Annotated in this window: 24 protein-coding genes; 7 read left to right on the forward strand and 17 right to left on the reverse strand. The window is 46.3% G+C overall.

Features of this window, described 5'->3' with window-relative positions:
• Positions 1 to 29 precede the first annotated feature (29 nt).
• Positions 30 to 833: a lipid II flippase Amj family protein gene (locus MKX46_RS05245; protein WP_029517219.1), complete on the reverse strand. Its 804-nt coding sequence runs from the start codon at positions 831 to 833 to the stop codon at positions 30 to 32.
• Between the two features lie 151 nt (positions 834 to 984).
• Here MKX46_RS05245 and MKX46_RS05250 point away from each other — a divergent pair, with 151 nt between their 5' ends.
• On the forward strand, positions 985 to 1,176 hold the full coding sequence (locus MKX46_RS05250; RefSeq protein ID WP_341070966.1) for a hypothetical protein: 192 nt from the start codon (positions 985 to 987) through the stop codon (positions 1,174 to 1,176).
• A gap of 113 nt (positions 1,177 to 1,289) precedes the next feature.
• Here MKX46_RS05250 and MKX46_RS05255 read toward each other — a convergent pair whose 3' ends face one another.
• Positions 1,290 to 1,994: a YitT family protein gene (locus MKX46_RS05255; RefSeq protein ID WP_029517217.1), complete on the reverse strand. Its 705-nt coding sequence runs from the start codon at positions 1,992 to 1,994 to the stop codon at positions 1,290 to 1,292.
• A gap of 459 nt (positions 1,995 to 2,453) precedes the next feature.
• Entirely contained in the window at positions 2,454 to 3,344 is an 891-nt protein-coding gene (locus MKX46_RS05260) for a DMT family transporter (protein WP_029517216.1), read from the reverse strand.
• Positions 3,345 to 3,646: 302 nt separating this feature from the next.
• Between MKX46_RS05260 and MKX46_RS05265 the strand changes: the two genes are divergently transcribed.
• The 4 genes from MKX46_RS05265 (at position 3,647) to MKX46_RS05280 (ending at position 5,174) form a co-directional block, all read left to right on the forward strand.
• Complete coding sequence (locus MKX46_RS05265) at positions 3,647 to 4,048, forward strand: hypothetical protein (protein WP_049816977.1); 402 nt, start codon at positions 3,647 to 3,649, stop codon at positions 4,046 to 4,048.
• 148 nt (positions 4,049 to 4,196) lie between these two features.
• Positions 4,197 to 4,421: a spore germination protein gene (locus tag MKX46_RS05270; RefSeq protein WP_341070967.1), complete on the forward strand. Its 225-nt coding sequence runs from the start codon at positions 4,197 to 4,199 to the stop codon at positions 4,419 to 4,421.
• Positions 4,422 to 4,449: 28 nt separating this feature from the next.
• Positions 4,450 to 4,734 carry a spore germination protein gene (locus tag MKX46_RS05275; RefSeq protein ID WP_341071900.1) on the forward strand — a complete coding sequence of 95 codons (285 nt, stop codon included), beginning with the start codon at positions 4,450 to 4,452 and terminating at the stop codon, positions 4,732 to 4,734.
• A 137-nt stretch (positions 4,735 to 4,871) separates the two neighbouring features.
• Entirely contained in the window at positions 4,872 to 5,174 is a 303-nt protein-coding gene (locus MKX46_RS05280; protein ID WP_029517214.1) for a Ger(x)C family spore germination C-terminal domain-containing protein, read from the forward strand.
• Positions 5,175 to 5,188: 14 nt separating this feature from the next.
• On the opposite strand, the gene MKX46_RS05285 is transcribed toward MKX46_RS05280, so the two are convergent.
• Complete coding sequence (locus tag MKX46_RS05285; protein ID WP_341070968.1) at positions 5,189 to 7,714, reverse strand: transglycosylase domain-containing protein; 2,526 nt, start codon at positions 7,712 to 7,714, stop codon at positions 5,189 to 5,191.
• 217 nt (positions 7,715 to 7,931) lie between these two features.
• On the opposite strand from MKX46_RS05285, the gene MKX46_RS05290 reads away from it, so the two are divergent.
• Positions 7,932 to 9,200 (forward strand): DNA polymerase IV, encoded by a 1,269-nt coding sequence (locus tag MKX46_RS05290; protein ID WP_341070969.1) that lies wholly within the window; start codon positions 7,932 to 7,934, stop codon positions 9,198 to 9,200.
• Positions 9,201 to 9,350: 150 nt separating this feature from the next.
• Here the strand turns inward: MKX46_RS05290 and MKX46_RS05295 are convergent, their stop codons facing one another.
• The 4 genes from MKX46_RS05295 to MKX46_RS05310 all read right to left on the reverse strand — a co-directional run bounded on the left by MKX46_RS05295 (position 9,351) and on the right by MKX46_RS05310 (position 14,503).
• Positions 9,351 to 9,638 carry a stage VI sporulation protein F gene (locus MKX46_RS05295; protein WP_013310877.1) on the reverse strand — a complete coding sequence of 96 codons (288 nt, stop codon included), beginning with the start codon at positions 9,636 to 9,638 and terminating at the stop codon, positions 9,351 to 9,353.
• Between the two features lie 111 nt (positions 9,639 to 9,749).
• The gene (gene recG, locus MKX46_RS05300) at positions 9,750 to 11,798 is read right to left on the reverse strand and encodes an ATP-dependent DNA helicase RecG (RefSeq protein ID WP_341070970.1); all 2,049 of its coding nucleotides are present in this window, start codon (positions 11,796 to 11,798) and stop codon (positions 9,750 to 9,752) included.
• Between the two features lies 1 nt (position 11,799).
• Positions 11,800 to 12,669: a DegV family protein gene (locus tag MKX46_RS05305; RefSeq protein ID WP_069012745.1), complete on the reverse strand. Its 870-nt coding sequence runs from the start codon at positions 12,667 to 12,669 to the stop codon at positions 11,800 to 11,802.
• 49 nt (positions 12,670 to 12,718) lie between these two features.
• Complete coding sequence (locus MKX46_RS05310) at positions 12,719 to 14,503, reverse strand: DAK2 domain-containing protein (protein WP_069012746.1); 1,785 nt, start codon at positions 14,501 to 14,503, stop codon at positions 12,719 to 12,721.
• Positions 14,504 to 15,012: 509 nt separating this feature from the next.
• On the opposite strand from MKX46_RS05310, the gene rpmB reads away from it, so the two are divergent.
• Positions 15,013 to 15,201, forward strand: a complete 189-nt coding sequence (gene rpmB, locus MKX46_RS05315) for a 50S ribosomal protein L28 (protein WP_013310881.1) — start codon at positions 15,013 to 15,015, stop codon at positions 15,199 to 15,201.
• A 224-nt stretch (positions 15,202 to 15,425) separates the two neighbouring features.
• On the opposite strand, the gene spoVM is transcribed toward rpmB, so the two are convergent.
• The 9 genes from spoVM to def all read right to left on the reverse strand — a co-directional run bounded on the left by spoVM (position 15,426) and on the right by def (position 24,722).
• Positions 15,426 to 15,506 carry a stage V sporulation protein SpoVM gene (gene spoVM, locus MKX46_RS05320; protein ID WP_010345573.1) on the reverse strand — a complete coding sequence of 27 codons (81 nt, stop codon included), beginning with the start codon at positions 15,504 to 15,506 and terminating at the stop codon, positions 15,426 to 15,428.
• A gap of 390 nt (positions 15,507 to 15,896) precedes the next feature.
• Positions 15,897 to 16,565, reverse strand: a complete 669-nt coding sequence (gene rpe / locus MKX46_RS05325; RefSeq protein ID WP_029517208.1) for a ribulose-phosphate 3-epimerase — start codon at positions 16,563 to 16,565, stop codon at positions 15,897 to 15,899.
• Between the two features lie 4 nt (positions 16,566 to 16,569).
• Entirely contained in the window at positions 16,570 to 17,487 is a 918-nt protein-coding gene (gene rsgA / locus MKX46_RS05330; RefSeq protein WP_340932558.1) for a ribosome small subunit-dependent GTPase A, read from the reverse strand.
• 72 nt (positions 17,488 to 17,559) lie between these two features.
• A complete protein-coding gene (pknB, locus tag MKX46_RS05335; RefSeq protein ID WP_341070971.1) occupies positions 17,560 to 19,839 on the reverse strand; it encodes a Stk1 family PASTA domain-containing Ser/Thr kinase in 2,280 nt (759 codons plus the stop codon).
• On the reverse strand, positions 19,836 to 20,612 hold the full coding sequence (locus MKX46_RS05340) for a Stp1/IreP family PP2C-type Ser/Thr phosphatase (protein ID WP_069012748.1): 777 nt from the start codon (positions 20,610 to 20,612) through the stop codon (positions 19,836 to 19,838). Before MKX46_RS05340 ends, pknB begins: the two co-directional genes overlap by 4 nt.
• 6 nt (positions 20,613 to 20,618) lie before the next feature.
• Positions 20,619 to 21,659, reverse strand: a complete 1,041-nt coding sequence (gene rlmN / locus MKX46_RS05345; RefSeq protein WP_029517204.1) for a 23S rRNA (adenine(2503)-C(2))-methyltransferase RlmN — start codon at positions 21,657 to 21,659, stop codon at positions 20,619 to 20,621.
• Positions 21,660 to 21,846: 187 nt separating this feature from the next.
• Positions 21,847 to 23,262: a 16S rRNA (cytosine(967)-C(5))-methyltransferase RsmB gene (gene rsmB / locus MKX46_RS05350; protein ID WP_029517203.1), complete on the reverse strand. Its 1,416-nt coding sequence runs from the start codon at positions 23,260 to 23,262 to the stop codon at positions 21,847 to 21,849.
• Positions 23,259 to 24,218 carry a methionyl-tRNA formyltransferase gene (fmt, locus tag MKX46_RS05355; RefSeq protein ID WP_029517202.1) on the reverse strand — a complete coding sequence of 320 codons (960 nt, stop codon included), beginning with the start codon at positions 24,216 to 24,218 and terminating at the stop codon, positions 23,259 to 23,261. Before fmt ends, rsmB begins: the two co-directional genes overlap by 4 nt.
• Positions 24,219 to 24,224: 6 nt before the next feature.
• Positions 24,225 to 24,722 carry a peptide deformylase gene (gene def, locus MKX46_RS05360; protein WP_029517201.1) on the reverse strand — a complete coding sequence of 166 codons (498 nt, stop codon included), beginning with the start codon at positions 24,720 to 24,722 and terminating at the stop codon, positions 24,225 to 24,227.
• Between the last annotated feature and the right edge of the window lie 32 nt (positions 24,723 to 24,754).

The following is a 24,754-nucleotide window of genomic DNA, read 5'->3' on the forward strand; positions in this document are numbered from 1 at the left end:
CAGCAGCACATCATTACGAAAGCTAGCAATTAACTCATTACCCATCCTAGCCAAATTGCTAGCGGTACTAGCAATAGCTGAGCTAATAAAGTACCTGCCAAACGCGACATGATCATCCAGCCGTACATACTGTTCATCCGAGTTAAGGGTAGCTCCCCTCGTAGCGTTTTCTCCGACAGTACCGCCAATCTTGGATCAATTAACAAGGTCAATAATACCGTTGCAACGCCATTGATTAGACCTGACGACATTGACATTGCTGTACCTTGAGCAGGCCACAGGAATGAAGCATATAAAGCAGATACTACTCCTGTTGTATAGATCGCAGTAACGGTTATATTCAGAATAATTAGACGCTTGGGTATCGCTCCGCTAATCAGTGAAGTAAGCATGGACCAGGTGGGACGTTTTATGTAGTAGCCTGCATGTTTCCAGCGACTTCGCAGCATTAAATGACGCACCAAAGCCGGAATAGATCCGGTATGCTCCAAATGCACAATCCATCTGGCTGACATGCGTACCACTGTTGGATACAGTAATATAGCAAGTATGGTTCCAACGGTTGCTGCCAGCAGTACCCCATGCATATATAGTTCCAGTCTAATATCCGTTCCGCCCACTTGTGCTGCAGCTTTAGCCTGATCGACCATCCCTCCGAGTAAAGGCCCCTGCGCCATGTTAGAGGTGCGTGAAACCAACAGCAGCATTCCCGCAACGGTTAACGCTAATCCAATCCGACGCGCTCGCAAACCACCAAGCCGCAGAGCATAGGACAAGCTATCTGTAGTATGAATGATGATAGTCAGCAAAAAAACAAAACCCCAGGCAAGCAAATGCTTCACTCCTTTTTCTGGTATTCTGCACACCATTATACGCTTTTTCTCAAGATACATTTTACAATATATTCATTTCTTTGATTTCCGTTTGTTTAATCCTACAACGGGTAATACATAGTACATCATCTGCTATAAGGAGTGTGCAACTATGCCTTGGAACAAACATGATTACCCTCCATCCATGAAAAACCTGGAACCTCGTGTGCGAGAAAAAGCCGTTGATATTGCTAACGCTCTACTCCGTGACGGCTACGAAGAAGGTCGCTCGATTGCGATTGCCACTTCCAAAGCCGAGGAATGGAACGATAATCATCCAGCCGAGCAAGATGAGAAACAGTAGAAAAAATATAAAACGGACGCATTCAGTCTACTTTAAAACCTTCCTGATAGAAGCTGAATACAGCGAAAGGGTGTTACGTAAGAAGATTTCTCTCCTAACGTAACACCCTTTCCTTATTGACGAAGGCTGTGGACGACCGGCACTGTTTTGGCAACTACCTTTTTAGCGGGAATAGCCGCTGGCAGTACCTTTTTCACAGGTCGGTGCAGTTGGAACGTGGTCGTCCATGTAATTATTTTTCCGGCAAGCCACACAGCCAGTATTGTAAACATTGTTTCCTTCATAGGCAGATACAAGAGTGATAATCCCAGTACGATGATGTCACTGACAATAAACACGTTGCCGATTTTCCACCCGCGCCACTCACTGATCAGCAGAGATAAGATATCATCGCCCCCGGTTGCTCCACCGAATCGCAGTACGATTCCGGCTCCCAAACCTGTAAGCACCCCACAAAGTAGAGCAGCTATCAGCAGATTTCCATGTAGATCTATAACCAGAGTCGAATACTTCTCAAATCCTGCATAAAACAGTGAAAAAGCGACGGCTCCGATTAACGCAAGCAGCATAAATCTTTTGCCCTTCAGTACCCATGCCAGCAATATGACGGGAATATCAAGCAGCAACATACTCCATGCTGGAGATATGCCAAACGCGTAATGTCCCAGCAGGGCCAAGCCTGCAAATCCGCCTTCTGACAAATGATTTTGGGCATTAATGTGATAGTACGTAAAAGCTAAAATGCATGTTCCGAGCAACATGACAGCAATCTGTCTCAATGCTCCATTGTTCACGATAGATTCGTAAGTTTTCCTCATACAGGCTCCCTCGGTTTCTCGTAAGTTTGATGTGGATGAACCCACTCTTACGGAAACTACCAGGTAAGATGTGCCTGGAGGACTTGGTCCTTCGCATGTACAATCCCCTCTTCCGCAGAGTTGGCTTTCGCAACTTGACGTTACTCCGCGGAAAAGCTAAGTATAAGACAGATCAAATCGTTTCCAAATCGTCCTTTGGGGAAGTATCCTTCGGGGACACATGGTATCCTGATCCTTTCTTTTGTGGAATAAAACTCCGACATTTCTGTGGTACATATAATTCTATAATTTATTATACCACACCTTGTCACCTGCTAAACAGCTTGCTTTTTGCTGCACCATATTTTATTTTATGTGTGAGCATGCTTTATTGTATGTGTGAATTAACGCATTATACCGAAGGTTTGGCGAATGTACATTTAATATAACCCAAATCGTATTTTATTTTTGTTTAGATTATTATCCACTTAATTTGGCGGTTCTACGCTGATTGGCCATAAACACTCCTCCAAGTATAAGGACCAGCCCGGTTAGAACGTTCCAGCCGATATGTTCATTCAAGAGCAAAAAGCCCCATACAATGGCACTTACTGGTACAAAATACGTCACCGAAGAAGCAAATTCCGCACTCCCCCGCAAAATCATGTAGTTGAACAAAATATATGCTACTCCTGATCCCAAAACTCCCAGTCCTATAAGAGAACCCAATACACCTGAATCAGAAACAATCGACAAATCAGGTCTCTCCACCATTGCCATCATAATGCCACCCCCTACCGCCGCACCAAGCAGTGTCGCAAAGGTAGCCTGATACATGGAAAGATTGGAAAGAAAACGTTTGGAGAGCTGTGTTCCAAATCCGTAGCAAAGAGTCGCAAGCAGCATACACCCAAAACCCACAGGATCAACAGAAATAATAGATGCAGGATTAATACCCAATAAAATAATAATTCCTACAAAAGCGAGACCCATTCCTAACCACTGCATTCGATGAAAAATAGCTCCGAAAAAAACAAGCCCCACCAACATGGTCCATATGGGCGTGGTAGCATTCAATACAGAAGCCATGCTGCTAGCTATTCTGGTCTCGCTAAAACCGATCAATGTCCATGGCAAGACCATGTTGACCGAAGCTACCAGAGTAACCGATTTCCACGGAATGCTTTTGATTTTAAACGGCCTGCGCATAAGTATCATTAACAAGACAATAAAAATAAGCCCAAAGCTGGACCTGAGAAATACAATAGTCCACGGCCCTACCTGATGTAGCAACAACACCTTGATAAACATAAACGAACCGCCCCAAATGAGGCTCAACAGTAATAAAGCTGCATATAACGAACGTGACAATATGTATACCTTCTTTCTCCACTTTCTTAAGTTAAATAGTAAAGGCTGACCGCAGTCAGAACGATCTCCCCTTTTATGTAAGTTTTTATCCATTAGCTTAACATAAACTCTGTTTGACTGTCATTGGCGATAAACGTAAGATTCTTTACATAATGGCACATGGGTATCGCTCCCCATCACTTTATCCAATAATTGATGATTGCTTTAACCATGGAAAAATTCCTATGACGAGGTATAAATAGAACATACGTTCTATATACTGATTATATATTGTATTCTTACTCGGAGTAAAGGAGATTTTTATGCCAAGCCAAAAGATACTGAACCACAAGAGCAAAGCTCCTTTACCTTCTGAAGAAGACACAGGGCTGGTCAAGATGTGTGTACTTTTAACTCTTGTTCTGGATGTGCTGGAACGAGACATTCGTATTATAAATACCTCTCCTCTAAAAATGCCCGATTTGTATGTTCGTAGCCTGACTGGAGTACAACAGCGCGTAGCTGTTCAATTAGCAGAGACAAAAGCGCGAATGAAAACACTAGGAATTAAAATTTACAGCGAAATCCGAAATCATGAAGGCGTAGAGGTTTTGTATGTATGCCGTGGCTATCAAAGGCGATTTTTCATGCTTTCATCCTTTGCTCGCAGCGAGGTCCGGCGGAAACTGGGACACTATCTAGGAATTGATCCGACGCAAGATTAAGCCTCCTTGTAATCTGGTGATTCAAGAATGGATAAGTCACCAGATCATGGATAAACTCAGTCCATTTGGCACACATTATGCCTATCTCATCCAAAAGGAGGTGCTCTCTTGGCTGGACATGACGCAGCTTCCGTTGAATTAAGCAGAAATGTTTGAGCAGTTATCCATCAATCTGAATCTGATTCGCAAACAAATTGTCACCCCGTCACTGGTTGTACGCTACTTTATGTGGGATCTAAAATCCCGAACTAAAATCGTTATTGTCTATGTTCAAGACTTGGCTAATCCTGAGCTGGTGAAAGCAGTGAAAACGAGAATTAAAGCAATCTCCTCCGATATGGCGGCTCCCTGCCGGTTTTATTCAAGAATTTAAGGAGGACAATTCTTATTCTCTTCCCTCAATAGCTCAGACGGAACGACCGGATCGTGTGACCGCCAATCTAATGGAGGGACGGATTGCGATTTTGGCTGATGGTAGCCCAACTACTCTAATAGCTCCCATCTCTTTTTCTGCATTTTACCAAAGCCCAGACGATTATCACGCTCGTTGGATTATTAGTTCATTTCTAAGAACGATTCGAATGACGAGCTTTTTAATCGCTTTTACGCTGCTTGCCATTTACATTGCGACGATTACTTTTCATCCAGCTATTTTGCCATTAGAGCTGGCGCATATCATCAAATAATAACTAGGAATTGATTCTACGCCCAATAATTTTACTTATTTCCCCCTAATGTGTTCCCTTTTTCTGCTGCTAATTCTATCCTATCTCTTCAAAAAAAAGGAGGGACCTGAAACATAAAAAAGAGCAGAGCGCTTGGAATGCTGGCTCTACTCATGTTTATAACAGGCTGCTGGGATCAGAACAATTTGAAGGATGCCCGATTGGCAAATGCATCGGCTTATGATCTCACTCCTGAAGGCGTGTTGTCGCAAACGCTAGAGACTGTAGATGATCCTCAAAGCAATCAGGAAAATGGATGTGATGCCTTTGGCGTAGACAGACAGTTGATCGCTCATCATCCAGTAGTATGGAAAAGTGTAGATTGGAATGAAGAATACCCCAATGTTCGTTTTCATCCGCAGGTCACTGTAGACATTGTTGGGAACGGCATTTTAAACTAAACCGTTCCTGTCGCTTAGTTTTTGGGTTGATCAGATATTATTTCTGGATAAGTAACTTCATCAGATTGGTTTTTTGGAGTCTCACTCTGGCTTTCCGATTCAGAAGGAGTCTCCTGTTCATTTTCAACAGAAGGTTGCGAAGTATCTGTTGATGGCACATCGTTGTTCTCATCAGGCATATCTACCTCTGTGTCTGCGTCAGGAATAGCAGGATCCGTTTCCTCTGGTGGAATTTTCTCTTGATCTATTGCAGGGACCTCAACCTCTGGGACTGCTTTTTCCTTGATATCTGGTTTGGATGGGACCACTGGTCTAGCAGAACGCGGAATCTGTTCTCTTCCAACCTCGGTAGGCACATATTTTTGATTAAACCAGTCAGTCACGAGTTGACCCGATTGACGGGAATAACGCCCTGGTAGCTTACCTGTAAGGCTAGAAACCGTAACTCTTACAACACCTTCCGGCTGTATAAAGTGCTTATTCTTAAAAAGCTCAGGCTGGTCCTTGACCGCCTCATTCATGATCAGTGCCCACACTGACTGTGCTCTGGAATGGCCTTCTTGAGATAGTGTATTAACCTGTTGGCGGTAACCAGCCCAGACGCCTAGTGTAACGTCAGGTGTATACCCCATAAACCACACATCACCAAAGTTTTGTGTCGTACCGGTTTTACCGGCGATATCAATGTCACCATAGCTTTTAAAAGCATTTTGCAGACGTTTGCCAGTTCCCCTCGGATCTGATATAACCGTTTTGAGCATATCCGTCATCAAAAATGCGGTTTGCTGCGAATATACACGTCTCGTCTGCGGTTTAAATTCATATACGATCTTCCCGTTGGCATCCGTAATTTTGCTGATCAGATGAGGTGCATTATATACACCCATATTGGGAATCGTTCCATATGCTGCGGTCAGTTCCTCGACGGATACCCCTTTACTTAGTCCACCCAAAACCCCTGTCTGAGCATGTTCATCCTGCGGCTGAATCGTCGTAATTCCAAGAGAACGCACAAAATTCCAAGCGTTAGAAATTTTAACTTCATATAGGAACAGCCTCAGCGCAGGGATGTTGATTGACCGATTGAGTGCTTCACGGGCTGTCATAAGCCCCTCGTACCGTCTGTTATAATTTTTAGGAATATGATAACCTTTACGTCCGTCTTTCAGTATGATTTGTGAATCATCAATAAGACCGGCTGGCTGAGTGTAGCCCTTTTCCAAAGCAGGTAAATAAGCAGCAATAGGCTTCATGGCAGAACCGGGCTGACGTGTCATTTGAGTTGCATAGTTCATTTGCTCGGTATTAAAATCTCTGCCCTCGATCATACCAAGTATGGCCCCTGTTTTATGATCTATCATGATTGCTGCAATCTGCTCTAATCCCTTCTTCTTACTGTATGGAGAAAAGTTTTGTGGATTGGCTGCAATCTGCCGCATATTATTATAAATTTTCTTATTTATCGTTGTATAAATTCGATATCCGGACCTTTGCAACTCTTCTCGCGTATTTTGAAGAAGCTCGGCATGCTCAGGCTTGGAAATTTCGGCTGGCGTGATATCCGGATTTTGCTGGAGCGCTAACAATTGGGCGGCTTCCCGCTCTGTCTCCAGCATCAAATAAGGGAATGTGTTATAACTTTTTTCGCGATGTGGCGCAAGAGTGGCTTTCACATCAAATTGAAGCGCCTCATTATATTCGGATAGCGTAAGTTTACCTGTTGCCAGCATTCTTCCCAACACGACACGCTGACGCTCCATCGCTTTATTGAAGCCTTCTTCATCAAAGTTCCCTTTACCATCAAAAGCGGAATAAACAGATGGCAGTTGCGGGAGACCTGCCAAATAAGCCGCCTGAGCAATATGAAGCTTATGTAGATCACTTACATTGAAAATTCCTAACGAAGCAGACTTGATTCCATATAAATTGTAACCAGCGGAACCATTACCAAAAGGCATTTTGTTTAAGTAAGCCGTTAATATTTTATCCTTGCCCATAAACCGTTCCATACGCAATGCTAGCAGCATTTCCTTCACCTTGCGGCTGTCCGTCTTATCCAGACTGAGAAAAACCCTTCGGGCTACCTGCTGCGTCAGTGTGCTGCCGCCTGTTTGGCGGTTTTCATTCAAAAGCTTCTGCTTAACGGCACGAGCTGTTCCCTTTAAATCCACACCACGGTGCTCATAAAATTGGCTGTCTTCCGTTGAAATGAGGGCGTCCACAATCGACTGAGGGACATCCTTCAGATCAACGAGCTGTCGATCCTCCTCCATGCGCATTCTTCCAACCGGAGTTACCTGATCATTAAAAAATACAAAGCTGGTCAGAGCGTTCTCATTTACCTTTTCATATATCAACTGACGTGATCGTACAGGTTCATCATGAACCAGTGCCGCTACATAGCCGGATATAAGACCTCCAGCAAATAGCACTCCAAGTACACCCGCAAACGAGAACCACTTGATATTAATTAGCAAAACTCTGCCAAAAATACGCCACCTACTGCGTTTTTGAGATGATGGTCGACGTTTTGGGTTCATAAAAATGGTTTTCTCCCCTCAATATTCATTCATTTCCAACTTGTTTTTGCTCAAGATATTATGATACGCCATGTTAGGTTTTACGTAAACTCTAACGTTCCAAAAAATACATTTGTATTAGGAACACTTGTTCTGTATATAATACTACTATAAGAGTATACATTCAAGAATATTTTGGTAGGATGATCAACACCTATCAGGAGAGGAGGTCGAATTTTTGAAGGAACGCAGAAATAGAACCATATTCTTATCGGACTGCCAAAGTTTTTATACCAGCATCGAAAAAGCAGATGATCCCAAATACCAACATAAGCCACTCGTTGTGGCCGGTGACCCTGCACTTCGTTCAGGCATTATTTTAGCTGCATGTCCGCTGGCCAAAAAATACGGTATATCTACAGCAGAACGTCTGGGAGAAGCGGTGAAAAAATGTCCTGACCTTATCATTGTACGCCCGCGTATGCAGCATTATATCGATGTCTCATTAAAAATAACAGAAATCTATAATGAATATACAGATTTGGTTGAAGTTTTCAGCATTGATGAACAGTTTCTGGATATGAGCGGAAGTCTCTCTCTGTTCGGAGATCCGGTGAGTATTGCAAGTGAAATTCAGCAAAAGGTACTGGCACAAACAGGAGTATGGATTCGAATTGGCATCAGCTCCAACAAAATGCTGGCTAAAACCGCGACAGATATATGGGCTAAAAAAAATGACAGTGGCATTTTCTTGTTGCCTACATCCGATATTGCAGCGTTGCTGTGGCCTCATCCAGTACGTCTTATGTTCGGCATTGGTTCGCGTATGGAACGGCATTTGGAGAAGCTTGGACTACACACCATTGGAGATATCGCACGTACCCCCTTACCCCGGCTACAGGACAGATTCCGGTCTCATTTCGGCAAGCAGTCCGATATTCAGGCAGAGGTGATATGGCGAACTGCTAACGGGATCGATCACAGCCCGGTCAAGCCGGAAACATTTAATACACCTCCCAAATCCATCGGTCATATGATGACTCTTCCCCGCGACTATCTCCAGCCTGCGGAAGTGGAAACCATCCTGCTTGAACTAACAGAAGAGGTGTGTCGGGACGCCCGCCGCAAAGGATATATGGGCTCAGTTGTGACTGTTCATTGTATATGCAGTCCCTACGAGGCACCAACTGGGTTCTCCCGACAAATGAAGATACCCGATCCTACAAACCATACCCAAAAAGTATATGAAACCGTTAAAAAAATCTTTTATACTTTTTGGAATCATATGCCCGTGAAGCGCGCAGGGGTTACTTTAAGCGGATTGGTGGATGATCAACTATATCAGTTGGATTTATTTGAGGATCAGGAGCGATCCCGTGCTTTGGAAAAGGTGACGGACACTTTAAAGGATCGGTATGGTCAGTCCATCATCATGCGAGCATCATCGTTAACAGATGCCGGGCAGGCCATGGAACGCTCTATCAAAATTGGCGGTCATTACAAATAAAAAGTCTCATGATAAGTGCACACTAGCTATTGCCCGGGGAATGAACTAAAACAAACCAAAAAGGATCGCCTGATATCAGGCAATCCTTTTTTTATCTGTGCTTCACAAAAAAACATGGAGAACGCTTTGAAGCACCTCTTCAAATAGCAATCAACGGAACATTCCCCACAGCTTGATTAGATGAAATGTATTGGACGGATCAATTTTTTGTGCCAATACGAAGGCGGTCAATTGCTCCTCCTGCGCAGCCGTCAAACGCTCGTTTAAAATAGCAGAAGTGGACTTCACAAGATGACGCACCTTAGCTTTATTTTGCAGGTCCGCTTTAGTCACACCTTCAATCTGCTGCTTAACCCGCTCCTTGAGCGCACGATTCTTCATTTTCAACTTAATCCGCTCCACCAGTTGCGGACTGATTCCATATTGCTGATAGCTCAATGTTGCCACACCTCCCATATCATTCGGTCATTCCCAAATATATGACGGCCAGCCTGTCCATTGTGCCTATCTGTTTAAAACGTTTAAAACAATCTCATAATTCATGGTGGATTAGTCGATGAGATCCCCCTGAAAAATCTGCTCTTTTTGCAAATAACCGCGCAATGCTTCATACTGCGGAGATGTCCAAAAGGACGCATCCTTGATTAGATCAGTTGCATCCTCACGCGCCTTTTCCAGCACCTCAAAATCCGCTACCATATCTGCTAAACGAAACTCGGGTAGCCCACTCTGCTTGGTACCAAAAAAGTCACCCGGCCCCCTCAAATCCAGATCGCGTCTAGCCACCTCAAAACCATCGTCCGTATCGGTCATAACCTTCATCCGCTCCTGACCAACCTCCGACTTAGGGTCAGCGATCAATACGCAATACGAGGCATGTGCACCCCGTCCGACTCGTCCACGTAATTGATGTAACTGGGATAGTCCAAAACGATCCGCATCCATAATGATCATTAGCGTCGCATTGGGAACGTCTACCCCTACCTCCACAACCGTCGTTGAAACGAGCAACTGAATTTCATTCGCATAGAAAGAACGCATAACTTCTTCCTTTTCTGCGGGAGTCATTCGTCCATGTAATAGCCCAACGCGGTAATGTGGAAAAGCCTGCTGCATTTGAATATGCAAATCGATGGCATTCTGTACGTCTAGCTTCTCCGACTCTTCAATCAACGGACAAATCAGATAAGCCTGCCGTCCCTGGTCTACCTCGCGGGAAATAAAACCAAGTACCCGATCCATCAGTTCGTGCTTCACCCAATAGGTGGAAATTGGAATACGCCCCTTCGGCCGCTCTGACAACGTAGAAACATCCATATCGCCAAACGCAGTGATGGCCAGCGTACGAGGGATCGGTGTGGCCGTCATCGTCAGCACATCGGGATTATAGCCTTTGCGACGCAGTACACTTCGCTGGTTCACTCCGAATCTATGCTGCTCATCCGTTACAACAAGCCCAAGCTGACGAAAATATACATCCTCCTGAATGAGAGCATGGGTGCCTACTACAATGTCCAGCAGACCCATTTGGAGAGCAGCTAGCAGTTCCTTACGCTTCTTCCCGGTTGTACTCCCAGTCAGTAGACCAACGCTGATTCCAAAGGGCTCAAACAGCTTGTGAAGCGATCGCATGTGCTGCTCGGCCAATATTTCGGTTGGCACCATCAGCGCTCCCTGAAAACCGGAACGTACTGTGGCAAATAAACCGATGGCAGCAACAACTGTTTTACCTGACCCAACATCCCCCTGAAGCAGACGGTTCATACAATTAGGTGAGCGTAGATCGTGCAGTATTTCAAGCTCTACCTTCTTCTGTGCATCCGTTAATTCAAAAGGCAAAGCCCTTACAAATTCACGAATCGTGGCGTTATCCACCGTATGTACCACCCCGTCCGCACGACCGCGATTTAACGCCCGGAATGCCAGCATTTTCAGCTGAAATAAAAACAGTTCCTCATACACCATCCGCCGACGAGCCTCTTGCCCCTCGCGGTTGTCCTGAGGCTGGTGTATACCCGCAATAGCCTGCTTGCGCGGCATCATACTATATTTGCGTACAAGCAACTCAGGCAATATTTCGGGGATCATTTCACCAAACTGCTGGAGCGTCTGGTTCATTATTTTTCGCATCCAGCTTTGGGTGATCTTGCCGCCTATAGAGTACACCGGTTGAAGTGTCCCCGAGCGGGCTACTCCTTTATCAGGAAACTCAGAATCTGCAACAGTCATCTGCATACGTTTGAGGTCCCATTTACCAGTCACCACAATTTCACGACCTGAGGTTAGCTGTTCCTTCATGAAATGCCGATTAAACCACGTTGCGGTAAACATCCAATCCTCGGCCATCAATTTACAAGTCAACCTTGATTTGCGCCCGTAACGCTGAAGCACTGGAATGCCCATAATTTTGGCTTGTACCGTAATCTTATCTCCGTCCTTCACTTCGCTTAGCGAGCGCAGTCGGTAATCTTCATACCGAAACGGATAATACTCCAGCATATCCTGTATGTTAAAAATGCCAAAAGCGTGAAGCTCTCCCTCTTTGAGAGCACTCACGCCATGTATTTGTTTTAAAGGTATTTGATCCAATTGCAGCATATTACCTCTCATCTCCGGCCGGCCACACAAAAATGCCAATCGTTCCTGGCCCTACATGGGTCCCAATCACAGCGCCAAGTTCAGTATATATTCGATCTCCTAGCTCAAAATGCTCTGCCAGCTGAGCCACGAACGCTTCTGCCACTGAGCGATCTGCCGTATGGCCCACAGCAATATTAATTTTTTGGCCTTTTAAGTCCCGCTCCAGTAGTTCAATAATTCTCGCTGTCGCTTTTTTATGCCCTCTCGCCTTATCAACTGAATAAATAATGCCTTCTTTGTCAATCGAAAGTATCGGCTTAATGTTAAGCAACGTGCCCACCATTGCCGCTGCCTTACCAATACGTCCGCCTTTTTGTAAGTATTGCAGGGTATCCACCAGGAAATACAAACAACGGCGCTCTCCACGACGTTCCACAGCCCGAACAATATCAGCCGGGGAGTGCCCGGCTGCCGCCAGCTCCGCCGCATAAACCACTAGCATACCGTATCCGTATGAAGCTGATTTGGAATCCACCACAGTCACTCTATGTTCATGCTTCTCCAGCATGGATTTGCCCAGCAGAGCAGACTGATACGTTCCGCTCACACCCGAGGATAAATGGATAGAGATAATCTGGCTCTCAGGGTATTGCTCCAATAGTGTCGTGTATGTCTCCAAAAAACGGGCTGGTGAAGGCTGTGAAGTCGTAGGCAGCTCATCAGCCCGTACCAGTTCGCTGTAAAACTGCGCCGCTGACATCTCAATGCCGTCCAGGTAAGTTGTGCTGCCGAACATCACTGTCAGTGGTACAACGACTATACCGAGACGGTCTGCTAATTCCGGTGGAATATCAGCCGTGCTATCCGTCAAAATGATGGTACTACTCATCAGTCAGACCTCCTTTTGTAGTGGACTTCCATGGACGCGCAAAAGCACATCAGGTTTCCACTGAGAACAAATAAGGATAAATCGGCTGACCACCTTCATGAACTTCCACTTCAGCATCCGCATAATTTTCTTCAATCCATGCAACAAGCTGATCTGTGTCTTGTTGATTCGCGTCCGAACCTGTAAGAATCGTAACAATTTCATCGCCATTCACCAGCATTTTCGCTAGCAAAAGACGGGACGTTGCCATTAAGTGTTCCTCGGTCGCAACAATCTTGGAATCCTGAATACCGATGTAGTGCCCTGCTGTAATATGCAGATCATCAAGCGTCGTATCCCGTACCGCGTAGGTCACTTGCCCAGACTTCACCCGGGTGACTGCGTCACGCATATTGTCCTGATTTACCTCAAAAGCCTCTTCCTCCTGGAAGGCAAATGCTGCCACAATGCCCTGAGGAATTGTTTTGCTCGGAATAACCGACACCAAACGTTCCATCTCTAGCAGTTCACGTGCTTGTTCTGCCGCCAAAATAATATTGGAATTATTCGGAAGAATAAAAATATGTTGAGCCGCAATCGAGCGGGCCGCATTAACGAAGTCCTCTGTGCTCGGATTCATTGTTTGGCCGCCAGCAAGGACAACATCGACGCCTAAACTTCTGAAAATATCAGCAATTCCTTCACCGGAAGCCACAGCTATAAAACCAAAGGATGCCAGTTCATGAGCGGGAGGCTCAGACGGCTCTTCCTCACGTACAGGCTCTGTTGGTATTTCAGCAAACCACTCAGGCTCAGGAGCAACATCCATACCCGCAGACAACAAATCACGATGCTGCTCGCGCATATTTAAAATACGAATCTGTGTAATTTCTCCGTAACGCAGTGCCAAATTCAGTACTTCACCAGGAGCCTTAGAATGCACGTGAACCTTGATGACGTCATCGTCTGAAATCACGATAATAGAATCACCATCTACAGATAACGCTTTCCGGAAGGCTTCCTCATCAAAATAGGTACCTTGCGCATCGCCCAGTTGTCGATTAATAAAAAACTCCATATCATACAAAAATTCAATATTATCCGTTTCGAGCTTCGCTTGCGCAGAAATCGGCGCATCTGGGGAAGGAACAACTGCAGGAGCAGTAGGTCTCTCCGATACGTGAGGAGCAAAAACCTGGCGTGCATTATCACTTTTTGCAATTGGAGACGTCACCAAGCCGCTTCCAAGATGCTGCATAAAGCCTTCATAAATATACACAAGACCTTGCCCACCCGAATCTACAACTCCTACTTGCTTCAGTACAGGGAGCATGTCCTGCGTCATGGCAAGCGTTTCCTTCGCTTTGGCAAGCACTTCTTCCATCAGTTCCGTGATATCGTTCGTCCGGCGCGAGAAAAACACAGCATGCCTGGCCGCTTCCTTCGCCACGGTAAGAATTGTACCCTCCACCGGCTTAACCACCGCCTTGTAGGCCGCATCCACCCCGCTCTGCAATGCCGATGCGAACTGAAGGGTATTCAATTCCTCGTATGGGGCAGCGTAACGGCTGAAGCCACGAAACAACTGAGACAGGATAACCCCTGAATTGCCGCGGGCTCCCATCAGCAAACCTTTGGATAATATGCCGGACATGACACCGATGGAGGAAGAATCCCCCCTCTTTAATTCCGTTACGCCCGCGCTCATCGTCAAATTCATGTTGGTTCCCGTATCACCGTCTGGCACCGGGAATACATTTAGTGAATTGACATGTTCCGCATGCTGCTGTAATTGTTCCGCCCCGGCTAAAACCATTGCGGTAAAATCTGTTCCATTCAAAGAACGATTACTCAAGAGAATTCCCCTTCCTAGCTTAATACACTTGTTTTACTATCAACCTTCACCACACCTTATTCAACTGTGCCTACAGGTTCAATTAAATTATACTAAAGCCAGACGACGAATACGAATGTCACACTTTCATAAGCTCTTGTACTCACGTCTGGTCGTTCTTCTACAGGTCATATACAATGAAAAACCAGTCAACTGCCCCACAATAAATCATCGGCTGGAATGATAACTATAGTCCCGCCTCTGAACCGCCGGCATGACTGGAATAAGAATTCACATTCCATTTAAATACAAAATAATCGCAACAATAACTATCCCATATTGTACTATAATGCGAAAGAGAAATAAATAAAGTTTTTGAATCAGTTGACGGAGCTTTTTTGACTATGATATTATATTTAAGTATTGTTTTGTTCAGGTTAGTGACTTACAAAGTCCGGCTGACCCAGTCGGCCTGAAGAGAGACCCGTTCCATATGGAATTTGGTTATTTTCAGAATAGGAGGTGGAATCATGTCTCGTAAATGTTCTGTAACAGGCAAAAAGCCTGGCAGCGGTAACCACGTATCTCACGCTAACAACCGTAATCGCCGTACTTGGGGCGTCAACGTACAAAAAGTTCGCATTCTCGTTAACGGTAAACCGAAACGCGTTTATGTCAGCACTCGTGCATTGAAAGCCGGTAAAGTGACTCGCGTGTAGTCGTAAAAAAATATCGTTATAAACAAAAGGCACCTCGTTTTAAACGGGTGCTTTTTTGGTTATTCGAAAAGTAATATCCGCCTAGTTCAGGAGAACAAAATGTCAGGCACCTTCCCGTGCGTTCTTATCTTTTACTACCGAGCTACCTATCTGTTATGCCCGGGAAGCGTGCCCTGTGTACCTCTAGCTTTCATCCTGCATCCTGTGTTTACATTACGTTGAATTCAGTTTTTCTGGAATGTATTCAAAATGGCTTTAACGAATCCACCCAGAAATTTTGGCAGCTTGATTGTGTAAAACTTCATGCCTCACCCTCCCCATCATCCTCCTGCATCCGTTCTCTGTAGTTTATGCAACCTGTCAAGGGTTGTTACCCCACAAAAAAAGGCTACATGAGAATCCCGCTCATGTAACCATATTTATGCACAACCATCCCAGGCTATACCATCAGACAAGTCCGCGAACATAGAGATATGCTGAGAGTATGAAAATAAACAGGATATAATAAAGTACGCTGCACACCACAAAACCTATTCGTAAACCACGCCGTTCATTTTTACGAAAATAAAACAGCACAACTAGAACAGCCAAAAGTGAAAGAACGGCATTCCAAGGAGCCTTCACAAGCGAGAAACAGCTAAGGGTCAACCCCGTCGCCATGCTCGCGACAGTCATCCACAATGCTTCGGTCAGCTTCACTTGGACAAACGAGCTGCACTGTCCCGAATCGTAGCAATAGCCGCTGCGCGGTCTGCTCTGCCGAATACCGCACTACCAGCCACCAGCACGTTAGCCCCCGCTTCAAATACGGCTGGTGCCGTCTCCTCCGCAATACCTCCGTCTACCTCGATATGTACGTCTGGACGACCCAATTCGTTCAACCAAGCACGGATTTGTCTGATTTTATTCAACGTCTCTGGAATGAAGGACTGTCCTCCAAAGCCAGGATTGACCGTCATCACTAGAATCATATCTACATTTGGCAGCACTTCCTTGATCGCGTATGGTGAAGTACCCGGATTGAGAGCCACTCCAGCCAGAGCGCCTTGCTGCTTGATCAAGTGAAGGACACCATGCAAATGAACACACGCCTCAGCATGAACAGTGATGATATCGGCTCCTGCTTTTACGAAATCGCCAATATAACGTTCAGGATGCTCAATCATCAGATGAACATCCAAGGGAAGAGTCGTATGCGGACGAATAGCCTGAACGATAGGTGGCCCCAATGTAATATTGGATACAAAATGCCCATCCATTACATCCACATGAATCCAGTCTGCCCCTCCTGCCGCAGCTTCCGCAACTTCACTGCCCAAGCGAGCAAAATCAGCGGATAAAATCGACGGTGCTATTTTTAACATAAACTTAGTACCTCCGTTTTTTTTCTTTTAATTCCTGATAGAACTGCAAATAGCTATCATACCGTCCCTGTGAAATATGTCCTTCTTCCAGGGCCTCTCTTACTTTACAGCCAGGCTCGTGAATATGGGTACACCCCCGAAATTTACATCCTTCCGCATACTGCTGGAATTCACGAAAACAGGGAGATAGTTCATCCACACCCAGCTCCAGAAAATCCAACTGGCTAAACCCCGGCGTATCTGCTACAAACCCTCCGTTGTCTAAAGGAATAAGCTCTACATGACGAGTCGTATGTCTTCCTCGGCCCAGCTTAATGCTTATGGCGCTCGTCTCGAGCGTTAACCCAGGCTCCAAAGCATTAAGCATGGAAGACTTCCCTACACCTGACTGCCCGGAAAACACGCTGATTTGACCAGCCAACAGCTTCTTAAGCTCAACCGTTCCTTCTCCGGTACGGGCACTGGTTACGAGCACTTCATAACCGATCTTCCGGTACATTTCCTGAACGGTCAGCACGGTGTCATCCTCTGAAGGGCTGCCTTCATACAAATCGCGCTTAGTCAGACAGATAATCGTATCCAGCCCGGCGTGCTCAATATGGACTAAAAATTTATCCAGTAAAGGCAGGTTTAAATCCGGCTCACGTAAGGAAAACAGCAGCACAGCAAGCGTGGTATTAGCTACCGGAGGACGAATCAGCTCCGTTGTACGCTTTCTAATCTCCTTGACCATACCTTCCCCGTTCTCAGTCAGTTCGTAAACGACCCGATCACCGACAAGAGGCGTGATCTCTTTTTTCTTAAAAATGCCGCGTGCTCTGCATTGTACCGTAGCTTCGCCAGATACCGGACGCCCATCCTGATCCAGGCTGGAGACATAATAATATCCGCTAAGCGCCTTGACGATCAGACCTTCAGGCATGTGTAAGATGTCCTCCTTCATAATGTTTAAGTTTTATTGCGTATAGCAGGTTAAGCATCTCCTATTGCACGTTTACTGATGCTGAACAGCCTCAATCACTTTTTCCTTCTTTTTGTGGGAAGCGTGACCTTGGTTGTTTTTATGGCTAACTGCCAACTCACTGCGCGTAGCCCCCGTGGAATTCATTCCAGGAACAAAGGCGGAAGGGTCACCATTACCTCCTGTGCCCTCCTGATTGTTCGAGTCGCCTCCACCGTCACCACTATCATTAGAAGATCCCCCGTTATCACCTTCCTCGCCGTTTCCACTTCCATTTTGCGAGGAATTACCATCAGGTGTATCCGTTGGTGAAGTTCCAGCAGGTGGGGCAATTTGAGGCATCGTCACTGTTCCATTTTTCGCATCAATATAAGAGACCGGATACGTATCAATAAAGTCACCATCTCTAAATACTGAGACAACACTGTCTTTGTTCGGAGCCATTAGCAGGTTGATAGTGAACACCTGTGTCGTATTAATTGTACGGCTTCCCCATTCCTGATTTTCTCCACGTGCATCCGTATAAGTAATACGAATTTTGCTGTTTTTACCCTCTTCCTTCGGTGCAACAGGCACATTAAATGGCAGCGTAATCGCTTCTGGCGGGTAACCAGTGCTTACATAAAACGTAATTTCCGTATTTGGTGGCAACTCACTGCCTGCCTCGGACGGCCATTGTTTGGTTACTCTTCCTTTTTCCTGCTCATAGCTAAATTCTTCTTTAATCGAGCCAACCTTCAGCCCTGCCTTTTTGACCTCATTTTCCGCTTGGTTCTGCGTTTTCCCTACGAGACTTGGCATTTTTACAGTGTCAGCGCCCTTGCTGACTGTGAGCACAACTTGGACTGAATCCTTATCAAATGGCTCATTTGCAGCTGGAGTCTGACTAAGGACGGTCCCAACGGCCTGATCACTGAACTGCTCATTTTGCTGAATCTGCGTCTCCTTAATTTGCTGGGCGGTCAGCAGCTTAACAGCATTCTCGTAGCTTTGGCCTTTTACATCCGGCATTGGGGTGAGCGGCTTGGCAATCCCGACTTTCAGACTAATCTTGGTTCCTTCCTTGACTAAAGAATCTGCAGGATAGCTTTGATAAAATACAATTCCAGGCGCGATCCCCTCTTTGTATTCATGCTGGATTGGCTCCTCAATGAGTAAACCCGCTTTACTGAGATTAACCTTCGCTTGGTCTTCTGTTTGTGTCAATACACCTGGTACTTTTACCTCAGGCACGACAAGTACACTTTGCACATAGTACACCACTCCGCCCATGCACAGAAGTAACACCAACACTAGTGTTACCCACAAAATCGCTTTTTTTCTATTTTTCTTGGACGATTGCTTGCTCGGAAGCTGTTCAGACTCACGCGGTTGGGCAGGTACATCTTCCCCGCTAGAAGACATCCCTAATTGTTGAGGCTTAATAGCCGGAATAACCCGTGTTTGATCCTCATCATCCAAATGTGTAAACTCCAGCTTGGATTCATTACGCCGTCCCGGCAGCAAACAGGTTTCCAAATCTTTTAGCATTTCATCTGCCGATTGATAACGCTCTTCTGGATTTTTGCGCATGGATTTTAGAATGACATTTTCCACACTTTGCGGAATCAACGGATTAATTTTACGCGGTTCCTCAAACTCCTCTTGCAAATGCTTGAGCGCTACACTAATTGGACTTTCTCCGAGGAAAGGGAGCTGCGCCGTCAGCATTTGATATAAGACAATACCTAAAGAATATAAGTCCGATTTTTCGCCGGTGACGACACCCTTTGCATGCTCAGGTGAAAAATAATGAACAGAACCTACAACAGAACCCGTCTGGGTAATGGTCGTTGACGTAACAGCTCTAGCAATCCCAAAATCGGTTACCTTAACCCGTCCATTACGTCCAATTAATATATTATGAGGCTTGATGTCTCGGTGAATGATCTGATTTTGGTGAGCATGCTCCAGCGCATCACAAATCTGGGAAGCAATCCGTACTGCTTCATCCACTTGCAATGGCGCACGTTCTTTAATAATCTCATTCAAATTTTTACCTTCGATGCACTCCATTACAATATAATGGATTTCATCCTCTTGGCCGACATCATAAATACTGACCACATTCGAATGCGAAAGCGAAGCCGCAGACTGCGCCTCACGCCGAAACCGGCGAATAAATTCCTCGTCATGAACAAATTGCTGGCGCAACACTTTAACTGCGACATTGCGATTCAGCAAAATGTCTTGAGCCTTGTACACCAGAGCCATACCGCCGCCACCGATACGCTCAATAATTTCGTATCTTCCCCCTAGCAGGTGCCCGATCATGCGTCACACCCCTTTTCATTCAATGAAACCGTGTCATCGGGCAATTCAAACAAAGCTACAGTAATGTTATCGTCTCCTCCGGCAAGCAACGCCAGATGTAGCAGACGATCCGCACGCTCCTCCAAAGGATTCTCTGCGGCACCTACTACTTTACTGATTTGTTCTTCCGTTACCAGATTGCTTAATCCGTCGCTACACAGTAACAGTACATCGCCTTTTTCCAGCGTAATGGAGTCAATATCCACTTTCACCTCGGAATCAGTGCCCAGCGCCCGTGTCAGTACATTGCGACGAGGATGGTTCTCCCGTTCTTCCTTACTGATCTGACCGTTTTTGAACAGCTCGTTAACCAAAGTATGGTCTTCTGTAAGCTGACGTACCGCTCCTTTGGATATGACATAGGCGCGACTGTCACCGATATGTCCGATAATTCCGGATGCGTCGTATAGTAAAACCGCAACAACTGTCGTTCCCATATTATGATACTTCTCATCGCGTGCAGCCGTCTGGAAGATGACTTCATTGGCATGCAAAATAGCGTCGCTGAGCGCCGCCGTCAAAGAATGTGCGGATAATCCGCTCTCCAGCGTCGCCAAATCAGCGGCAAGTGTCTCTACCGCAAGGCGGCTGGCCGTATCACCGGCCAAATGCCCCCCCATACCATCGGCAACAATCCCAAGAATATAGCCTTGCTCTAAGTGCCTGATCCAGGCAGAATCCTCATTCACCGAACGTACACGTCCGACATGGCTGACATGAACTGTTTTGATCAAATGGTTTCACCCCAACTCCATATGCTTTGCACGCAACTGACCGCAGGCAGCGGCAATATCGTGACCCTGTTCACGCCGGATCGTCACATTGACGCCTTTTTCGGCAAGAATACGTTGAAAATTAAAAATATCGCTACGCGATGTGCGCACATACTTGCGCTCAGGCACATGGTTGACTGGAATCAAATTAACGTGACACAGCATGTCCTTTAACACATCCGCTAGCTCTTCAGCATGTTCTGCCTGATCGTTTACCCCACCAATCAGGGCATATTCAAACGAAATTCTCCGCCCCGTCTTAGCAAGATAGTAACGTAGAGAATCCATAACATCCTTAAAGGGATAACGCCGATTTACAGGCATTAGCTTCGACCGAAGTGCATCATTAGGCGCATGAATGGATATTGCCAGATTAATCTGGGTATCCTCGTCGGCAAATTTATAAATATTCGGTACAATACCGCTGGTCGACACTGTGATATGACGTTGACCAATGTTCAGACCTTTTTCATGAACCATTGTACGCAAAAACGTCATGGTCGCTTCATAGTTTTCAAAAGGCTCGCCCGAGCCCATAATCACGATGCTGCTCACTCGTTCATTCGTTTTATCCAAAATTTTCTGAGCCTGTACTACCTGTGCAGTAATTTCACCAGCTGTCAGGTTCCGTTTGAGGCCTCCAAGCGTCGAAGCGCAGAAAGTACAACCAATTCGGCAACCCACTTGTGTCGTTACACAAATACTGTTTCCGTAATTGTGTCTCATAATGACCGTTTCAATGGCATGATCATCATGCAAACCGAACAGGAATTTTACTGTACCGTCCTTTGATTCCAACTTTGTAATTTCACTAAGCGTCACAAAACTAAATTGCTCCTCAAGCTTCTCTCTCAGCGCCTTGGGCAAATTCGTCATCTCGCTGAAATCATTGACCCGCTTCACATACAGCCAGTCAAAAATTTGTCCTCCACGAAAAGCAGGCTCGCCATTGTTCTTGGCCCAGTCCTGAAGCTCCTCCAAAGTTAAATCATATATAAAAGGTTTCATCAATGTTTGCACCCGTTCCTTCTTCATTAAGTTCTGTTTGATCGCAGATCGTATTTTTCATTCTTCCTATTTTAGCACAAATCCCTGAGGGGGTAAAAATTTTTCGTCTTCATGCAAAAAACCGCCGGAAATGTTCCGGCGGAATGTGGAAATGCTGGTGGGCAGCTGCATGGAATTCTCTTCCGCGCTATTTCACCCGACGTAGGCGCGCGATATAAAATCCGTCGCTGTGGAAATGCTGCGGTAACAGCTGTACCGAGCCTCCCTGTATACTATCCATTTCGCGGCTCACGTCCGGGAAGGAATGACCCTCTGCCAATTCATACTCCGAATGTTCGCTTAAAAACCGAGTCAATTGTCCTTCATTTTCGTCCGGCTCAATCGTGCATGTACTGTATACCAGAATGCCACCTGGCTTCAACAGTCCCGCCACACTATCCAGCAGCTCATGCTGAAGCTGTGTAATGTCGCGAACATCCTGCGCAGTTTTGCTCCAACGCAGGTCCGGTTTACGACGAATTACTCCAAAGCCAGAGCATGGTGCATCCAGCAAAATACGGTCAAAAGAAGCTGGGGCATATCGTTCCTTCAGTTCTAGCGCATCACCAGTGACTGTTTCCACGGCATCCAGGCCAAGTCGTTTAGCCTGTTCACGGATTAATTGATGCTTATGGGCATGCAGATCATTTGCAACGATCCGACCGCGATCCTTCATCAGCTCAGCCATATGAGCTGTTTTGCCGCCTGGAGCGGCACAGCAATCCAGTACCAGCATACCGGGCTCAGGAGCAACTGCTTCGGCAACGAGCATAGAGCTTTCATCCTGTACGGACAGCGAGCCGTCCGTATACCACGAGGTAAGCGCCATATTGCCACCGCTACGAACAACAATCCCATAGGGACTAACTGCCGAAGGAACGGCATCAAGTCCTTTTGAGCGCATCTCGTCCAGCAGCTGATCACGGCTGGTCATTGTCGTATTCACCCGTACGCTGACCGCAGGGGGCTCATTATTAGCCTGACAGATAGCCTCAGCAGTATCTGCACCGTATTGCTTAATCCAACGCTTAACCAGCCACTGTGGATGAGAATGTTCTAATGAAATCCGTTCCTCTGGTGACAAATCGTCAGGAATACGCAGCTTGTCCGGCTCACGCAGCATGCTGCGGAGCACGCCGTTGACCATACCGGAAATCCCCTGATGCCCACGACGCTTGGCAATGGTCACCGCTTCACTAACGACTGCATGATCCGGAACTCGATCCAGATACACCACCTGATACACACTCATCCGCAGCAACGAACGTACCCAAGCCTGAAGCTTGGCCGTTCCTTTTTGAACAAATTTATTCAAAAAATAATCAAGTGTATTTCGGCGTGCGACTGTACCGTATACAAGTTCAGTCGCCAGACCAGCGTCACTTGCAGATAAACCTGCCTGCTGAAGTCGACGATTTAACTCAAGATTGCTATACGCACCCTCTTGCTCCACACCGGTCAACACATCAAGTGCAACTTCCCGCGCCGTCTGTTTGCGAGTATTGCCGGATCTGGCACCCACTCCCTTGCCTTTGCCTCCCTGACGGGAGTGACTCCCGCTCATCCGAGCACCGTGCCTGGCTTCATCTGTCCGCCGCGCGCAAAGGTTCCGGCATCCATAACCTTTTTGCCAGCCGGTTGAACCTGAGTCAGCCAAAGAGTTCCCTCGCCTGTCTGCACCTCAATGCCACGAGCGGTCAATTGAAGAACCGTTCCGGGTGCTGGAGCATTTGAGCCACTCACTTCATTATTTATGAAAGGCTGCTCAGCAGCCCATATTTTAAAAACATTTTCCTCCCAAAGCGTAAACGCGCCGGAAAAAGGTACAAGGCCGCGAATCCGGTTGTATATCTGCTGTGCATTGTCACTCCACGAAATACGCTCATCGTCGCGGTTCAGATTCGGAGCATAGGTCGCCTCGTCCTCGTTTTGCGGCGTACGGTCTGATTGGCCTGCCAGCAATTTAGGCAGCTCGCCCTGCAAAAGCTTTGCTCCAGCTACGCTTAGCTTCTCAAAAATCGTACCGGAGGTATCCTCTGGCTCTATAGCAACCTCAACTCGCGATATCATATCGCCAGTATCCAGTCCTTCCGCCATATACATCAGCGTCACACCCGTCACGGTCTCACCGTTAATAATCGCACGCTGGATCGGTGCACCTCCCCGATAACGGGGAAGTAACGAACCATGCACATTCAGGCAGCCGAAACGAGGCAGGTCTAGTACGGATTTTGGCAAAATTTGCCCATAGGCTGCGGTTACGATCAGATCAGGACGCAGCTCCGCCACCTGAGCCACCGCTTCTGGCTGGCGCAGGCGGGTCGGTTGCAGTACAGGTAATCCGCGTTTTTCTGCCGCTTCCTTAACTGGTGTAGGCGTTAATATTTTTTTCCGTCCCTGTGGCTTATCGGGCTGTGTAATCACACCGACCACGTTATAACCATTATCCAGTAACATGTTCAACGAAGGCACTGCAAACTCAGGCGTACCCATAAAGATAATACGAATGTCTTGACTCATCGAACCTCACTCTCCTATCTGACGGTTCGGTCCTGGCTGTTCCAGCGCAACCTCATATACTTTTTCTGCAATATCCGTGAACAAAATTCCATTTAAATGGTCGATTTCATGCTGAAAAGCACGAGAAAGCAATCCTGTCGCTGTAACGGTAATGGCCTTACCCTCGCGGTCCAGTCCCTTGACTGTAACTTTCTCGGCACGACGCACATCCCCGTTCAACCCTGGTATACTCAGGCAGCCTTCTGGACCCAAGTCCTCCCCTTCTTCGGCCACGATTTCTGGGTTGATCATTTTAATCAAACCATGTTCATCTCCAGCATCTACAACGATGAGACGCTTCAAAATACCTACTTGCGGAGCAGCAAGACCTACACCCTCCGCTTCATACATCGTATCTGCCATATCGTCGAGCAGCTTTTGCACGTTAGGTGTAATTTTAGTAACTTCCTTTGCTACTTTGTGCAATACATCATCCGGCTCCAACACTATAATTCTAATTGACATGACAACAGAACACCTTCCTCTTTATCCTTTTT

It is taken from the genome of Paenibacillus sp. FSL P4-0113 (assembly GCF_038009305.1).
Lineage (GTDB): Bacteria > Bacillota > Bacilli > Paenibacillales > Paenibacillaceae > Paenibacillus > Paenibacillus polymyxa_D.

Coding starts and splice junctions, on each gene's coding strand:
- MKX46_RS05250 (WP_341070966.1), top strand. CDS start 985: ATGCCTTGGAACAAACATGATTACCCTCCATCCATGAAAAACCTGGAA.
- MKX46_RS05255 (WP_029517217.1), bottom strand. CDS start 1,994: ATGAGGAAAACTTACGAATCTATCGTGAACAATGGAGCATTGAGACAG.
- MKX46_RS05265 (WP_049816977.1), top strand. CDS start 3,647: ATGCCAAGCCAAAAGATACTGAACCACAAGAGCAAAGCTCCTTTACCT.
- MKX46_RS05270 (WP_341070967.1), top strand. CDS start 4,197: ATGTTTGAGCAGTTATCCATCAATCTGAATCTGATTCGCAAACAAATT.
- MKX46_RS05280 (WP_029517214.1), top strand. CDS start 4,872: ATGCTGGCTCTACTCATGTTTATAACAGGCTGCTGGGATCAGAACAAT.
- MKX46_RS05285 (WP_341070968.1), bottom strand. CDS start 7,714: ATGAACCCAAAACGTCGACCATCATCTCAAAAACGCAGTAGGTGGCGT.
- recG (WP_341070970.1), bottom strand. CDS start 11,798: ATGCTGCAATTGGATCAAATACCTTTAAAACAAATACATGGCGTGAGT.
- MKX46_RS05305 (WP_069012745.1), bottom strand. CDS start 12,669: ATGAGTAGTACCATCATTTTGACGGATAGCACGGCTGATATTCCACCG.
- rpmB (WP_013310881.1), top strand. CDS start 15,013: ATGTCTCGTAAATGTTCTGTAACAGGCAAAAAGCCTGGCAGCGGTAAC.
- spoVM (WP_010345573.1), bottom strand. CDS start 15,506: ATGAAGTTTTACACAATCAAGCTGCCAAAATTTCTGGGTGGATTCGTT.
- rpe (WP_029517208.1), bottom strand. CDS start 16,565: ATGTTAAAAATAGCACCGTCGATTTTATCCGCTGATTTTGCTCGCTTG.
- rsgA (WP_340932558.1), bottom strand. CDS start 17,487: ATGCCTGAAGGTCTGATCGTCAAGGCGCTTAGCGGATATTATTATGTC.
- pknB (WP_341070971.1), bottom strand. CDS start 19,839: ATGATCGGGCACCTGCTAGGGGGAAGATACGAAATTATTGAGCGTATC.
- rlmN (WP_029517204.1), bottom strand. CDS start 21,659: ATGAAACCTTTTATATATGATTTAACTTTGGAGGAGCTTCAGGACTGG.
- rsmB (WP_029517203.1), bottom strand. CDS start 23,262: ATGAGCGGGAGTCACTCCCGTCAGGGAGGCAAAGGCAAGGGAGTGGGT.
- fmt (WP_029517202.1), bottom strand. CDS start 24,218: ATGAGTCAAGACATTCGTATTATCTTTATGGGTACGCCTGAGTTTGCA.
- def (WP_029517201.1), bottom strand. CDS start 24,722: ATGTCAATTAGAATTATAGTGTTGGAGCCGGATGATGTATTGCACAAA.